Origin of the sequence: Leisingera daeponensis DSM 23529 (genome assembly GCF_000473145.1) — a bacterium.
Classification (GTDB): Bacteria; Pseudomonadota; Alphaproteobacteria; order Rhodobacterales; family Rhodobacteraceae; genus Leisingera; species Leisingera daeponensis.
In genome coordinates this window covers 225-13,834 of the sequence record NZ_KI421500.1, presented here as the reverse complement: position 1 = coordinate 13,834, position 13,610 = coordinate 225, and the positions used below count along the sequence as shown (strand labels likewise).

11 protein-coding genes are annotated in these 13,610 nt (G+C 60.1%); 6 read left to right on the top strand and 5 right to left on the bottom strand.

Annotated features, from left to right (window positions below):
* Positions 1-355: 355 nt before the first annotated feature.
* From DAEP_RS22365 to DAEP_RS0100415, 3 genes are all read left to right on the top strand, one after another.
* Positions 356-2,293 carry a site-specific integrase gene (locus tag DAEP_RS22365; protein ID WP_161787052.1) on the top strand — a complete coding sequence of 646 codons (1,938 nt, stop codon included), beginning with the start codon at positions 356-358 and terminating at the stop codon, positions 2,291-2,293.
* 513 nt (positions 2,294-2,806) lie between these two features.
* Complete coding sequence (locus DAEP_RS23255; RefSeq protein ID WP_051337302.1) at positions 2,807-3,292, top strand: hypothetical protein; 486 nt, start codon at positions 2,807-2,809, stop codon at positions 3,290-3,292.
* Entirely contained in the window at positions 3,289-4,140 is an 852-nt protein-coding gene (locus DAEP_RS0100415; protein ID WP_027243282.1) for a uracil-DNA glycosylase family protein, read from the top strand. Before DAEP_RS23255 ends, DAEP_RS0100415 begins: the two co-directional genes overlap by 4 nt.
* Before the next feature lie 20 nt (positions 4,141-4,160).
* Here DAEP_RS0100415 and DAEP_RS23860 read toward each other — a convergent pair whose 3' ends face one another.
* From DAEP_RS23860 to DAEP_RS0100405, 4 genes are all read right to left on the bottom strand, one after another.
* On the bottom strand, positions 4,161-4,307 hold the full coding sequence (locus DAEP_RS23860; RefSeq protein ID WP_154665015.1) for a hypothetical protein: 147 nt from the start codon (positions 4,305-4,307) through the stop codon (positions 4,161-4,163).
* 231 nt (positions 4,308-4,538) lie between these two features.
* Positions 4,539-6,596: an AAA family ATPase gene (locus DAEP_RS0100410; protein ID WP_027243281.1), complete on the bottom strand. Its 2,058-nt coding sequence runs from the start codon at positions 6,594-6,596 to the stop codon at positions 4,539-4,541.
* Positions 6,593-7,123 carry a hypothetical protein gene (locus DAEP_RS23470; protein WP_084204383.1) on the bottom strand — a complete coding sequence of 177 codons (531 nt, stop codon included), beginning with the start codon at positions 7,121-7,123 and terminating at the stop codon, positions 6,593-6,595. The genes DAEP_RS0100410 and DAEP_RS23470 overlap by 4 nt, the downstream gene beginning before the upstream one ends.
* Positions 7,123-8,406, bottom strand: a complete 1,284-nt coding sequence (locus tag DAEP_RS0100405) for an SIR2 family protein (RefSeq protein ID WP_208855437.1) — start codon at positions 8,404-8,406, stop codon at positions 7,123-7,125. The genes DAEP_RS23470 and DAEP_RS0100405 overlap by 1 nt, the downstream gene beginning before the upstream one ends.
* A gap of 423 nt (positions 8,407-8,829) precedes the next feature.
* Between DAEP_RS0100405 and DAEP_RS0100400 the strand changes: the two genes are divergently transcribed.
* From DAEP_RS0100400 to DAEP_RS0100390, 3 genes are all read left to right on the top strand, one after another.
* Positions 8,830-9,195, top strand: coding sequence for a MerR family transcriptional regulator (locus DAEP_RS0100400; RefSeq protein ID WP_027243279.1), 366 nt, complete (start codon positions 8,830-8,832; stop codon positions 9,193-9,195).
* A 246-nt stretch (positions 9,196-9,441) separates the two neighbouring features.
* Positions 9,442-11,286 (top strand): hypothetical protein, encoded by a 1,845-nt coding sequence (locus DAEP_RS0100395; protein ID WP_027243278.1) that lies wholly within the window; start codon positions 9,442-9,444, stop codon positions 11,284-11,286.
* On the top strand, positions 11,276-12,640 hold the full coding sequence (locus tag DAEP_RS0100390; protein WP_027243277.1) for a hypothetical protein: 1,365 nt from the start codon (positions 11,276-11,278) through the stop codon (positions 12,638-12,640). Before DAEP_RS0100395 ends, DAEP_RS0100390 begins: the two co-directional genes overlap by 11 nt.
* 510 nt (positions 12,641-13,150) lie before the next feature.
* Here the strand turns inward: DAEP_RS0100390 and DAEP_RS24300 are convergent.
* Positions 13,151-13,610: hypothetical protein (locus DAEP_RS24300; RefSeq protein WP_208855436.1), on the bottom strand; the 460-nt coding region annotated here is incomplete at its 5' end.

The window sequence follows — 13,610 nt, the reverse complement described above, 5'->3', positions numbered from 1 at the left end:
TAGGGCCGAAAGATCCCGTTCGCAAAACGCTGTGCCGCACTCCGCCGGGAGTATGACACAAGGTGTGACACAGGCTGCGGCACAAGCCGCGGCGCATCGTGTGCCGCCGGGTCCAGCGCACGAGCTTCAGACTCCCTCCAGCCCCGCCCGGACGCATTCCGGCCGCCGCCCGGCCGGTCCCTACCTCCAGCGGCGCGGCTACATCTTCTATTTCCGGAAGCGTTTTTCGCAGGTCCTCGCAAAAAACGGCGGCAAATCGTTTCTGTGTTTGTCCCTTCACACCCCTCTATTGTCGGAGGCGATGAGCCGGGCGGCTCGTCTCCTCGCAGTTCTGGAACGCGAAGAGGCAAGAATCATGACCAACCCCAAAACCCAGTCGCTCTCGGCGGAAAAAATCTCCGTCCTCCTCACCGAAGCTGTACGCAAGGAGCTTGGCCATATCCTCCTTAAACAGGACCAGGGCGTTCCTCTCACTGACGATGCTATCGACGCGCGTATCGAACGTCTGGACCAAGAGTGTACCGACCTGAAGCGCCGGGCGCGCCGGAATGACTATTCGGCGGTTACCGCCCCTCTGCGCGCCGCTGCCAGCGCGGCCGGAATTGAGCTGCCCGAGGAAATCCCGCAGGAGCTTGGCCGCCAGGCCGTAGCCCTTTTCCGTGAACTGAAGGAAATCGAGGCCAAATCTCTCGACGGTCACGACGCGCGCTCAGAAGCCAAGAGCATGGTTTCCACCTTTACGTCGAAGCCGGTCGATGAGTTCGTAGCATCGCGATCCGTACTGCTGTCAGACAGCTGGCAACAGGCGCTGAACCTCTATCCGTCGAAACACATGAAGGGAAATATTGATGCGATCGCCAAACTCGCACTCGAGTTCTTCGGCGACGTGCCCGTGACCTCGATCTCCGAGACCGACCAGAAAAGATTCTTCGCTTGGATGGCACGTTTGCCCAAGAAACATGGCAAGGCTCATGGCGAGAACCGCTTCACCGTTGCGGCACGCCGCAAGGGAGAGCCCATAAAAGAGCGCAAGATTGTCAAAAAGAATGACGAGATTGCTGCTGCCGACCTGGAGGATGAGATCGTGACCGAGGAAATCCGGGCGCGGGAAGATATCAGCGACCTCGAAAAACGGGCGCTACTGGCCGAAAAACTAAAGCCCCGCCTGACGATGACAACGATCCGCCGCAACCGCGATGGTCTCAACCGCATGTTCCGCGGGGCCGCGGATCTGGGGTGCAAGGACATCCCCAAGGCTCTGTCCTACAAGCAAGTGGAACTGGCAATTGCCGCAGCGGCACCCGATGATCCGCTCTACATCCGCGTGACCCAGCCCAAGATCCGCATGCCGTGGACAGAAGAGCGGATTGCGCAGTTTCTGACGTGCCCGATCTACACGGGATGCGCCTCGCCCCGCGCCCGCTGGCGTCCCGGGGACATGATCATTCGTGATGCCTTCTATTGGGTGCCCCTTCTGGTGCTCACACTCGGCAGCCGGATCGAAGAAATTCTGCTTTTGAAACGGAAGAGCCTGCGCCTGCGGAACCATGTGCATTGCCTTGCCCTGGGTGCGGGATGCGACGTGTCCGGCAAGACCGAAGACGCGGAACGCATCGTTCCCGTCCCGCAAACCCTTCTCGACCTCGGGTTCGTGGACTGGATTCGCGCGCTGGATGAGGATCACGGCCCGCTGCTGTTCCCGGAGATCGCGCGCCGCACGGCGACCGGCAACGTGACAGAGGTTTTCAGCAAGTCTCTGCGCATCATCCTGAGTCACCTTGACCTTGCTGATTTCGACGAGGATTTCTACGCCATGCGCAAGACCCTGAGTTCGATCCTGAAGCGGGCGAAGGTCGACGACGGGCAGCGTCAGGCACTTGCAGGCCACAAGAACGGGTCCATCCTCAATCTGCACTATACGGCGCATCACACCCAGGACCTGAAGGCTGCGGTGGACAAAGCCGACTTCAAGATCGCGATCGGCTATTGCGCGGAGCACGGTCACCCCGTCATCAAGAGTTGCGGTCTTGCACCCGCCGAGAGCTTCGCTGTTGATGTGGTCCTGAGCGACGACGGTGAGGCTGAAGTGATCCGTGTCAGCCAGACGGGGAAGGAAGCCAGTCTGTTCGAGTTCTCCCGGCGAAAGGCACCCGGAGACGACGGCCGCAGCCCGCGCGAAGTCCTTCTCACGGCAGCCAAGGAGTTTCGCAAGATAGTTGGGAATCATCCCCTCCGCTTGCCGCGCAGCCCGCTCAAGCGCGCTGCCGTCGAGTATTTCCACGCGCTTGGCTGAGAATCTGCCAAGAAAAATGTGGTTTTGCGGAAATCCCGGAGTTGGCAAGCCGGGATGCGGCCGGGAACCCGCGGGAAATTCCCTTGGGCCGGTGCAAATTGCGGCTTGCAAGCGCCGGCTCTCCTCTCTTCAAACAGCGAGCCGGAGAGCTCCGGCTTGAAAGACAGACAGGCACCTCGGCATAGCCACCGCCCCATTCACCACATCCAGACCTGAGCTGGCGGCCTATGAAGTGCGCTCTTACGGCACCCCGCGACAGGTCGACTATATGGCAGGGCTCTGTAGGTCCGGTAAAAGAGGTCTTCGGTTTCTAACCGCCAATCCTCTTGCGGAGGAAACTAATCGCTGCCGAAATCCAAGGTGAAACTTTCTTCATCCTCCGTCCCACCCAACTGGGTTGGAACGCCGATGTATCGAAGAATCATCGGTCATTTGTCGGCCCTGCTTTTTTCATCTCGACCGTTTCAATCGGCACAAACCAATCGCTCCGGCGGTTGGCAAAGCCAAGCAAGAATGAACAAAGAAATTCGTATCCGATTGGCCAGGTTGTCGGATAGTACTTGGGGCATGACAACCGACAGCCTCCACCAAGACGTGCAGAACTTCCGCGAGGCCCTCGATGCGTGCCACAGCGACCTCGACCCGACGGTTTTCGGTCACTTTCCCAGCGGATGCTGCGGCACTGTGAGCGAACTCCTCGCCGCCTTTCTTGAAGAACAGGGGCACGGCAGCTGGCCCTATGTCTGTGGCACCCGGCTTATGGAAGACGGCCAGAACGCAACGCATGCCTGGCTGGAACGGGACGGCTGTATCATCGATATCACCCGGGACCAGTTTGACAAGCGGCAGCCTGGACTCGTGACAGCCGATCGCAGCTGGCACGACGAGCGGTTCCCTGATCAGGAGCAGCAGGAAGATTTCGGCGAGTTGCGGTCGGAACTTTGCGATGCCTACGCTCGTATCAAAAAAGAGATTGGAAGAGGGAGCAACGCCGCATGAGCCTTCGCCGCCTCATGCACGCCCATCTGGGAGACTGGCAGAACGACCTGCCGCCCGCCTGGCGGGAGTTTTTCAGGGATTGCCCTGCATTGGATTTCGACCTCGTTCCGGAGATCCAAGTGGCCGAAGAGGCGCGGATCTGGCCCGGCCGCCGCAACTCCCCGCTCCCGGGAGCGCCGGAGGGGGCTAATATCTGCCGCGCCTTTGACAATCTCGATCCGGGCCAGGTACGAGTTTTGATCCTCGGACAAGATCCATATCCCAGGCTCAACCGAGCGACGGGTCGCGCTTTCGAGGACGGAGGATGGGACGAAGCGAACCCCATGGTCGTTGCCGACAGCCTGCGCCGACTGCTTCAGTTGGCGGCAGCCCTTGAATATCCTGATCTCGGGATCTCAGAAGAAGAAGACGACTGGGACAGTGTCCGTGATGCAATGCGGAAAGAGGTGATCGCTCCCCCAGCCACTCCTGCGTTCTTTGATGCCATGGCCGCACAAGGCGTCTTGTTCCTCAACGCCGCCTGGACGTTTACAAGCTCTGACCGCGCACAGAAGAAGGCTCACCTCCAAATCTGGAAACCGGTGGTGAACCACCTCCTGCGAAATCTGGCCAGAAGCGATCAACCAGTGGTCTTTCTGCTCCTCGGAGAGGATGCGCGGAAAGTGTTCTGCGCGGCCGATCCGGTGTGCAACCGCTCTGCTATTGTCGACGACGACCACCCCAGAAGTAGGCAGTTCTTTCAGCGCACGTCTCCCCTGGTGCGGGTGAACCAAGTTTTGACCCAGATCGGAGCGAACCGCATTCAGTGGTGGCCCCTCCAGAGAGCCGATGCCGAAGAGCACGAATGACGGCCGCGCATTACGCCAATTCAAAACAGCGAGAACCGATTACCAGGCAGGTCATCTTCGTTGACGCGCACCTCATGCTCTGGCGGCTTCACCTCCACAAAGTCGAGATGCTGTTCTACGCTTTGGGGAGCGCCATGGCGCGCCGCCACATTTCTGATTCTTCCCATCCAAGATCAGGGGCGGGAAGGAAACCATCGATACGCTGCACAAAGGCCTTGGGGTAGTAACCGAAGATTTCACTATCGTTTTTGCCAGAATTGTTCTGGTGTCGCCACCGGAGCGGAGGTCTTCCTTGCCTACAATGACCTGTATATACCAGCATCCTTGCGACCGTTTAACCAACAAGAACGTTGCCCTTGGAGCGTCACGTTTCGGACCATTTCAACATCGGTGCGGTCTCAACCTCCGACAACCCGGGGACCTTCGCGCAAGACGCCGACGGGCATGGGCGAGACATCCGCAGTCGTCAGGACACTCGGTGCTCCCTCGGACCCAAGGTCGATATCATATCTGCGGCCTGGCTCGCCAGTCGTGCTGAGCAGACGCCGGCATAGCAGATCGGCCAGGGCCGGATCTTCGACAGCGCAGATGATCTGGCGGTGATCAAGGCGAAGGGCGGCAAGCACTTCAACAAGATGTAGCGCCCGAAAATCGTCGATATGCTGAACTGGATCATCGAGAAGGAGGGAGCGCAAAGGCGTCCAGGCGCGGGCCAGGTGGACTGAAAGTAAAAAGGCCAGTCCCGCCGCACGTCGTTGGCCGCTGCTAAACACGAACTGAGGGTTTAGTCCGTCTCCCACCTTTAAGCTCAGGAAGCGTTTTACATCGCCGCGGATGCTATAATCGATAGTTCGCCAATCCGCGTGCGGCCTCAATCTTTGGTAGAGTTCATTAAGTAGAGGGCTAATCTGCGCCAGTCTTTCGTCGATAATCTCAGCGCTTACACGTTTGACCGACCGTTCGATCTCGCGGGCGCTTGTCGCGGCGGCTTGCGACTGGTTGACGAGGTCGGTTAGATTGTCGATTTCCTCACGCAGACGTTCGATGTCTTTCTCGATTGAGGCCATGCGAGAGACCGATTGGGACGCTTCAAGGACGACCAATGCGCGCTCGAGGTTGAGCAATCTGTCACGCTCAGCTTCGGCGTGGGTTTCAAGTCCAACAGGGTCACTAAGAAAGCGCGGGTCTATCCTCCAGCGCTCGAAGAACGCCGCATAGGTTTCCTCAGCCTGACGTAAGGCACCTTCCTCAGCCTGATTGGCCGCAACTTCACGTTCTACTCTGGCGAAGGTAGACGAAGCCTCCCATGCCTCGTCATTGGCCGCGGTCAAGGTCTTGCGCGCATCTTGAACACCGGATGCAAGGCTCGAAATACGTCGGCGCGCAGCGACCAGGCCGGCGGCAAATTCCGCGGAAGTTCGATGGGCCGCGCAAAGCGGGCAATGCTCGTCGTGAATACCGAGGCGCTCCCCATGCTCAACCATAATGGCGAGCGAAGCTGCGACCGCATCTGCATCCTCTTCCCGCGCCAGCTGAGCTTCCGCCGCGGTGACCGCCGCCAGGGCAGCGTCTTTTGCTGCTCGCGCAGTTTCGAGCTCGGCCAGCGATCCTTCACGCGCCACTACCGCGGCGGGCGTATGGAAGCGTTTTTTACGCGCAAAAAGCTCTCGTCCGACCTCGACAGCTTCTGCGATCCGCGCATTGCGCGCCCGCCCGTCAGCGAGGACACCACGAGCAGCCTCAAGGAGAGCGATAATTTCTGTCGGCGCATTCGGCACCGAGGCGCCCACAATCGTCAGGGCGGCGGAGGCGTCACCGGAGCGGCTGAGCGTGGCCTGGATTTCCGATTGCTGGGTCAGGCGTTCCGCCAACCTCCCACGCGCTTTCTCATATGCTCCTTCGTTACGCACGTGAGCAGCGTCGGCTGCCACAACGACCTCTCTGGCTTTCGCGGCCGCTTCAGAACCTTCTATGGCCCCCAGCGCCCCACGGACGAGATCGAAGCGCTCTGTCTCCGAAAGGTCCAAACTCATTGCGGCGATCCATTCGTCACGAATGATAGACGTGCGCGTCAGCTGGCGTAGCGCGTTCTCGGGTGCAGGCCCGCTGCACAAGGCGGCCTGGATCTCTTCCGGCGAGCGATCGGCGCCACTTTCGCGGGTCCGCGTGATCTGGAAAGGAGTGCCGTCTTCGCCGATGAAGGAAGCGGTTACGTAGTGGGCATCCGGCTCGCCGACGCCGCGCCACCAGAGATAGTCCGCAAGGCTCTCCTTGGCTGCCTTCTCGACGGCGTACTTTTCTATCAGCCCAGTAATTGCAAACTCAACGGCATCGCACAGCGTGCTCTTACCGACGCCGTTGCGGCCGGTGATGACAGTGAAGCCGCCACCGAAGTCTATCCTGACCTTGTCCCGAAAACCTCGGAAGCCGCAAACTTCAACATAGTCAAGCTTCATGACTTAGCCCCCAAGATTCGAGCAACATTCACTGCTGGCGTTTCATTGAGGAAGGCCGTCACAGCGTTAGCAGGAACATCTTTCAAACGGGTGCGAAGACGATCTTCGAAATTCGTCGCGCCCAGCAGCGGTTGCGCGCGAATTCTTAACAGTGGGGTTAAAGCCCTCTCTACGTCCTCAGTCGTCGTCACGGCAGTGCGGGCGATCTTCCGCGTGAGAGTGAAGTCTTCTTCAATCCGCTCGACAACGCGGGCATTCGAAGGCGCACGCTCGGCGGTTAGGAACACCGAATAGACGTTCCACGCTTTGTCACCAGCACCTCGCAGGGATGCGGCGTATCGAGCAAGGGTGGTATGTTGAGTGCCTGGCCAACCGGCAATGAGGGCGGCTGAGGTTTCGAACACATGGACGAAACCCATGGCAGCGGCACTTTCGAAACAGGTTACTGGACCGTTCGGTCCTGACCAGGACCAAGTTTCATATTGTTCATTGCGGAGCACGATTTCAGCTTGGTTTGCGATATCCATTAGATGTCCAATTCCTCTCGTGCGCCATTGACATCGAACCAGTCTCCGGCGGCTTCTGGACGTATTAAGTCGCCTGTTCGACCGCTTCGAACAACATTGCTGGGAAGGCCGAGATCGGTTGCCCCCACCGCGACCACGATATCCGCGCTTACGGTAACAGGAGGTTCGATGAACTGCTTTCTCAGCGTTCCGAGGATCGCTTCGGAGCCATTGAGCACCCGGATGCTGCGACCTTTCAGATCATACCCATTCGGGAGCTGTGTCGCGCCATTCTGGCGCAGTAATAGGTGAAAATAACCCAGAGCCTCGACATTACCAGGACGAAGACGTGTGGCAGGCTGCACAGCTGCGACACCTTCGGCATCCCTGCGCAACCCATACAAAGTCTCACTGTCGAAATTGGCGACTTCGAGCCACTCTGGATTGCATTGTACACCGGTCGATGCTTCGAAAACGGCTCTACCGGCGGCCAGCACTTGGCGCAAGTAGTTCGTGGAAAATGCCTTTCGCAATTCGTCGAGGGCTACTGCTCCAGACTCGCGGACATGCTCGAAGTGAACGTTTTCGGCATGGGCGATCTGCCAGAGTTGGGGCGCCTTTTCTTGCAAGGCATTCGTCGGCGAGAGATCGACGACAGTAACCGAAAGTGGTTGGACGTCAGCCAAGGCGCCACCGATCACAGCGTTGAGATATTCCCAGTCTGACCAAAATCCGACGACCAGAAGATCCTTCTGTCGCAGGTTGGCCGCCATCCAGGTCTTGCTGCGTTCGATGCGAGCAGAAATGATGGGATCTTCAAGCTGCGAGGGGGCCCAGACCGTTGAGGCAGGATCGCGCTGCGAACACCCGTGAAACTTCAGAAGCGGCGCTTGGCGCGTCACGTCAACGTTGGCCTCATCCCCATCGAGCGAACCACGAAAGTCAGCTCCGTAATCCCAGGCACTGCGCTCGATGAGTATGTCGTAGTTGCTGGATATGCCGGCCACAGCAGCTCGGGTAAGCAAAAAGTCGGCGATGGCAGAATGACCGGGATTGTACGGCCGCGCAAAGGATTGCCAGGGCACCAAGTGCTCGATGAATACGGACTGGAGTGTATTCGTGGCCACGAAGTGTTCAGCCAGCGCTTCAAGATTGTCACGTAGCGCGACATCACACGCAGGATCAACCTCGAGCTGGTACTTGTCGAAGCAGCGTTCCGCCACGGTACGGGCGGAAGGCAGACTGCTGGGCGGAGCCATCGAGAGGCCCGCTCCGCAGACCACCAGAAGGCGCCCGGCATTCATAGATGCGAGAAGCCGCGCTAATGTCTCCGGACTCAAACTGCATTTCCCCCAATACTACATACGTCTAAATCTGGTCAGTTCGTGCGCACGCCGTTCTCGCGGCGAAATTTACTTCGTCCGCGTTTTGATTCGCGCAGTTCAAAACCTCCACTATTGATATGCACCGGGCCAAGCATTGTCAGTCGACTTATGGGCTGAACCGGCCTTTCGCGTCCGCATCGGAGAAATCTACTCTGCCCATGTCCGGCCGATCCAACGCAGTAGCTTGTATGCTCCGACTTGGCCAATTTTTTGAACGACTGAGAGCCGCCGCCCCTGCCGAGGGGCGGGTTGCTGACGCACCATAGAAAAATTGTAGCCGCCAGAAAATGGCAATTTTTATTTTCGGCATCGGTCCGAGTTTCTTCTTGAAAGGAGCCGACCATGCCACAAAACACCGATCCGGGCACTGCCACCGTCGCGCAGATCGCCCGCCATTGGGGTCTCACCCCGCCCACCGTCCGAAATCTGCTTAAGCGCTCCAGCGCTGCTCCCGTCTCGACAGGGCCAAAGCGCTACCTCTGGCGCGACATTTGGGCGCTCGAGGGAGCCAGGTACGTGCCCCGGGCCGACGAAGCGGAATTCCTCAGACCTCTGCTGACGCCCACCGAGGTCGGCCGTTTATTTCCCCACCTGAAGCCGCGCACAATCACCGATCGGGCGCTCAAGGGAAGCCTCCCAGCAATCCGGCTCGGCACCGATTGGCGATTCCGCGAGTGCGACATCCGGAAGGCCGCGATCCTTGGCTGATCGTGACGGGCTTCACCCGCTTCCTGCCGGAACCAGCCCGGTTTGCAGCATTGGACGCGGTTTTGCGGCAACCTCAGCCGACCACTCCCCGACATACCCGGCATGTATGTCCAAGGGTGTGCGGCTGAAGCCCCCTTAAAACCGCGTTGTTTGCGGCAAACCGGCTGGTTTCCGGCACTGCCAGCCTACGCTTCTTCCGCGGTCGTGGAGAGGCCTTTCTCCGAACCTCTCCCCGCCACTTCAGACATGAAAGACAAGCAAATGGACAAACCAAAAACCATGAAGGACGCCGAGATTCAGCTGCCCGGTCTCGGCTACGCTGCCAGCTTCGAAAAGAACCTCCGGGCTTCCCTCCGGAAGTCCGCCAAGGTCTACCGGACTGACCTGAGCCGCATTTCCGCCGACCTTGCCGCCTTCAACAGGAAGTGGGGCAAGGGACGGGTCCATATTGTACCCGCGCCGTTCAAGTCCGCCCAGGAGTTCAAGTCCTGGCGCAAGAATGTGCGCATGATCCTCAAACGCCTGAGCGGCGTTCCTCAGCACGTGCCCCTGATCCCCGCCTGCGCAACCGTCCTGACGACGGTGCGTGACAACCAGGGCAAAGGAAAGATCCTCGGGGCCAACTCGGATCTGACCATCGGTGTAGTGGTGCGTGAAGCGTCCCGCTCAGGCCTCCCTCTCGCCGATCTCACTCCGGACTGGATCGACCGGACGGCCTTGGACCTCCCCAACAGGCGCCGGAAGTCGTTCCGTCGCGGCCTGGTGGGGCTCAACCGGCTGATCAAACGCCAGGACGAGCTGCCGGGGCTGGCGGGCCTCCTTCCCGCGGCCCCCTTGCCCCAACCGCGCATGCTGCGCCCGGAAGTCAGTAATTGGCGCCGGAGCGCAGGCAATCCCGCGGCGGCTTTGATATGGTCCGACTTCGACCGAATCATGTCTTTCAAACAGTTTGGAGAAGAAGGCCCACAGTTCGAGGGCACCCCGGCGGAGTTCAAGCAGTCCTCAATCGACGGCTACGAAACCTCGTTGAACTGGCTTCTGCGCGAACTCGCAGCCCAGGACCTGATCGAGGACAGCGCCGACCTAAAGGAGGCGATCACCCATCCGAACCTCGTCGCCGCAATCAACCACTGGATCACAGCACGCAAGGCACGCGGCCAGAGCGCGGAGACGAGCACACTGCACTGCCATGTTTCACGGCTCGTGCATCTTGCGATCGTCTATCTGGGGGTTTGTCCGAAGGAGGAAAAGCGGCTGGTGAAACTGCGTCGGAAACCTGCGATCCGCACCAATTCAGTCGGCAAGATGTCGACGGGCCGCGAGCGCTGGATCAAGGAGTTCGACCGGAACATTGCCAAGCAGGAAAAGGCGCACCTTCTTCCGGAACTGCTGATGAAGCGCTCGAAGGCGATCCTCGCCCGCACCAACAATAACCGCAAAGTGCGGCCGAGTGAAATGATGATGGCCCTGCGCATGGGCGTCACTGCCGTTCAGGTTGCGATCCTCTTCCGCGCGTCGCCGGTTCGTTCTACGAATCTCCGCACCCTCCGGATGCGCGGCGAGGAAGCGGAATTCGACACGGAAGAGTTCATGCAAGATCCCCGTCTTCGGGTGCTACGCCTCAAGATTCCAGGCGAGCAGGTCAAGAACAACGCCGACATCGATGAGATCGCCGACGATGATCTGGGGCCGATCCTGCACTGGTATCTCACCGAGATCAGGCCGCGCCTCGTTGCCGCCCATCCCTTCGGGAAAAATCACGCCGACAGCGACTACCTGTTCCCCTCCACCACGGAACGCCCAATGGAGCGCTCCGGCTTCGCTGCAACTTTCCGCGCGGCCTGTCTTGAGGTCGGTTTCGACATGACGATGCATCAGGCGCGCCACGTCTGCGTCTACTGGATTCTCTCGGTCGACCCTAACGCTTGGGCTGAAGCGGCAGCACTTCTCGGCGACGACGAAATGACCGTCCGGAAATACTATGGCTGGCTCAATGAGCGCCGCGCGTCCGAGGCAGGCCGCCAGAAACTCCGGGAGAAGCGCGCCTTCTCCGGCAAACACCGTCAGGGAGACTTTGCCGATGCGACCTAAGTCCGCCGTTCCCGCACTCCCTTCGAGCGCTGCGGCGCTCGACGGCGCCTCCCGGCGGCTTCTCCACCGCTGGGATGCGCACCTCGCCGCCCGAACCGTTCAAGTGCCGGAGCGGGAAGACTTCGAGGCTTTCGGCAGTCTCAGCCAACTGGAGCGGTTGCAGAAGGTCCTGAACCTTGCCCGCCCATCCCACGCGAGACCGCTCCGGCTCGCCCTGAAAGCTAAGCGTTCGCAGCGCTGGCGGAAGGATCACCCCGAAGCCGAAACCCGGGAGAACCGGAAGGAACGGAAACGAGCTGAGTTGTCGGTTCCTGAGATACAGCTGCCGCGCTTCTGGCGCCGGACGCTGCACGACATGCGCTCGCTGCGCACGACAATGTCTGAAGGGCTTATCAGTATCGACGACCGCACGCCACCCGCTGCGAAGGTGATCGGATCGATTGCTTCGACGCTCCGTGTCCTCGCCAGAACCTGCCTCGATCACGACCGCTCTGTCGAACTGACCGTGGAGACGGTCGATCTCTGGCGGGCGGCCCGCTACAAGGCCGGCAACGCCAATCGCAGCATCGCCGTCCGGCTGAAGGAACTCCGCACCTTCGCCGTCTGGTGCGATCTCGACGAGGATTTGATCGACCGGCTGACCAAACTGAAAACGCGCTACGAGAAATCTGGGCGGAAAGAGAGGAAGCGCAAGGACCTGTGGGTAAACTCCAACGTCACGCAGGTAGAGGATGTCTGGGTCCGAGCCAGCGAACTTCTGGAGATGGCGGGAGCCGCTCCGGTCGGGTCTGAAAGGCGCGCGCGCCTGGTGCTCGATGCGACCTGTCTTGCGCTCAGCGTGGTCTGCCCGCTGCGGTGCGGCGACCTGCACCGCATCCGCTTCGAGACCCATCTGCGGCGACACGCAGATTACTGGAGCCTTGAGTTGGACATGAACAAGACGGGCTGCGAGTATCGGCGCCCGGAACTTTGGCCGGAACTCACCCCGTTCCTCGATGCGGTCGTGATGCTGGACATGCCGGCATGCGAATTCTGGGAGGCCTACGATCGCAAGGCGGGAACCCCACTGTTCTCTCGAGATGGAGGAAACTCCGGCGTTCTCGTGGGATGGCCGTCGCAATGCTGGAAGCGGCACTTCGGGATCGGAGAGCACATCATTCGCTCGCTCTGGCACACCATGATGTTCGACAGCGAGGACGACGACCAGTGGATTGCGCTCACCCTCTGCGGCCAAGGCAATAGCCGCACGGCGCAGGACTATATCCTAAAAGGCCGATGCAAGCGGGCCGGTCGAAGAGCACGTGCAAAACTCCGGGCGCACCGCCTCGACCTTCTCGCACGGCGAGAAGATTAAAGAGGACTGGGCTGAAGAACAGCCTTCCGTCTCAACTCCTGAACGGGTTTCCGAGGTCAGCCAGCACCCCAATTGCCGACAGCAAAACCTCTCTGCGGCGCCACAGAGAGATGCGTTCGGCCCCGGCGGAAGTTCCGGCCGGAACAGCCGTATCGCCTGGGCGGGCCAGATGGCCACCAAAGTTCCGGCCGGAACAACCGTATCACCTGAAAGGGCCAGATAGCCACAGCTGGCCAGAAACCGCTTCCGAACAGCCAGCATGGCCTGTCGCACTTGTGAGGCATGCTCCCAGCAGCGGCGAAAGTTCCGGCCGGAACAGCCGCATCACTTGAAAGGGCCAGATAGCCGCAGCTGGCCAGAAACCGCTTCCAAACGGCCAGTATGACGCTGCCGCACTTGTGAGGCATGCGCCCAGCAGCGGCGAAAGTTCCGGCCGGAATTGCTGCATCGCCTGGACGGGCCAGATGGCCACCAAAGTTCCGGCCGGAACAGCCGTACCGCCTGGACGGGTCAGATGGCCACCAAAGTTCCGACCGGAACAGCCGTATCACCTGAAAGGGCCAGATACCCACAGCTGGCCAGAAACCGCTTCTGAACAGCCGGCATGACGCTGCCGCACTTGTGAGGCATGCGCCCAGCAGCGGCGAAAGTTCCGGCCGGAACAGCCGTATCGCTTGAAAAGGACCGATGGCCACAGCCGGCCAGGAACTGCTTCCAAACGGCCGGTATGACGCTGCCGCGCCTGGACGGGTCAGATGACCACCAAAGTTCCGGCCGGAACAGCCGTATCACCTGAAAGGGCCAGATAGCCACAGCTGGCCAGAAACCGCTTCCGAACAGCCAGCATGGCCTGCCGCACTTGTGAGGCATGCTCCCAGCAGCGGCGAAAGTTCCGGCCGGAACAGCCGCATCACTTGAAAGGGCCAGATACCCGCAGCTGGCCAGAAACCGCTTCCAAACGGCCAGTATG

Excerpts from the sequence above, each read along its gene's own strand:
- DAEP_RS22365 (WP_161787052.1), top strand. The coding sequence starts at position 356 with ATGACCAACCCCAAAACCCAGTCGCTCTCGGCGGAAAAAATCTCCGTC.
- DAEP_RS23255 (WP_051337302.1), top strand. The coding sequence starts at position 2,807 with ATGAACAAAGAAATTCGTATCCGATTGGCCAGGTTGTCGGATAGTACT.
- DAEP_RS0100415 (WP_027243282.1), top strand. The coding sequence starts at position 3,289 with ATGAGCCTTCGCCGCCTCATGCACGCCCATCTGGGAGACTGGCAGAAC.
- DAEP_RS23860 (WP_154665015.1), bottom strand. The coding sequence starts at position 4,307 with ATGGGAAGAATCAGAAATGTGGCGGCGCGCCATGGCGCTCCCCAAAGC.
- DAEP_RS0100410 (WP_027243281.1), bottom strand. The coding sequence starts at position 6,596 with ATGAAGCTTGACTATGTTGAAGTTTGCGGCTTCCGAGGTTTTCGGGAC.
- DAEP_RS23470 (WP_084204383.1), bottom strand. The coding sequence starts at position 7,123 with ATGGATATCGCAAACCAAGCTGAAATCGTGCTCCGCAATGAACAATAT.
- DAEP_RS0100405 (WP_208855437.1), bottom strand. The coding sequence starts at position 8,406 with ATGAATGCCGGGCGCCTTCTGGTGGTCTGCGGAGCGGGCCTCTCGATG.
- DAEP_RS0100400 (WP_027243279.1), top strand. The coding sequence starts at position 8,830 with ATGCCACAAAACACCGATCCGGGCACTGCCACCGTCGCGCAGATCGCC.
- DAEP_RS0100395 (WP_027243278.1), top strand. The coding sequence starts at position 9,442 with ATGAAAGACAAGCAAATGGACAAACCAAAAACCATGAAGGACGCCGAG.
- DAEP_RS0100390 (WP_027243277.1), top strand. The coding sequence starts at position 11,276 with ATGCGACCTAAGTCCGCCGTTCCCGCACTCCCTTCGAGCGCTGCGGCG.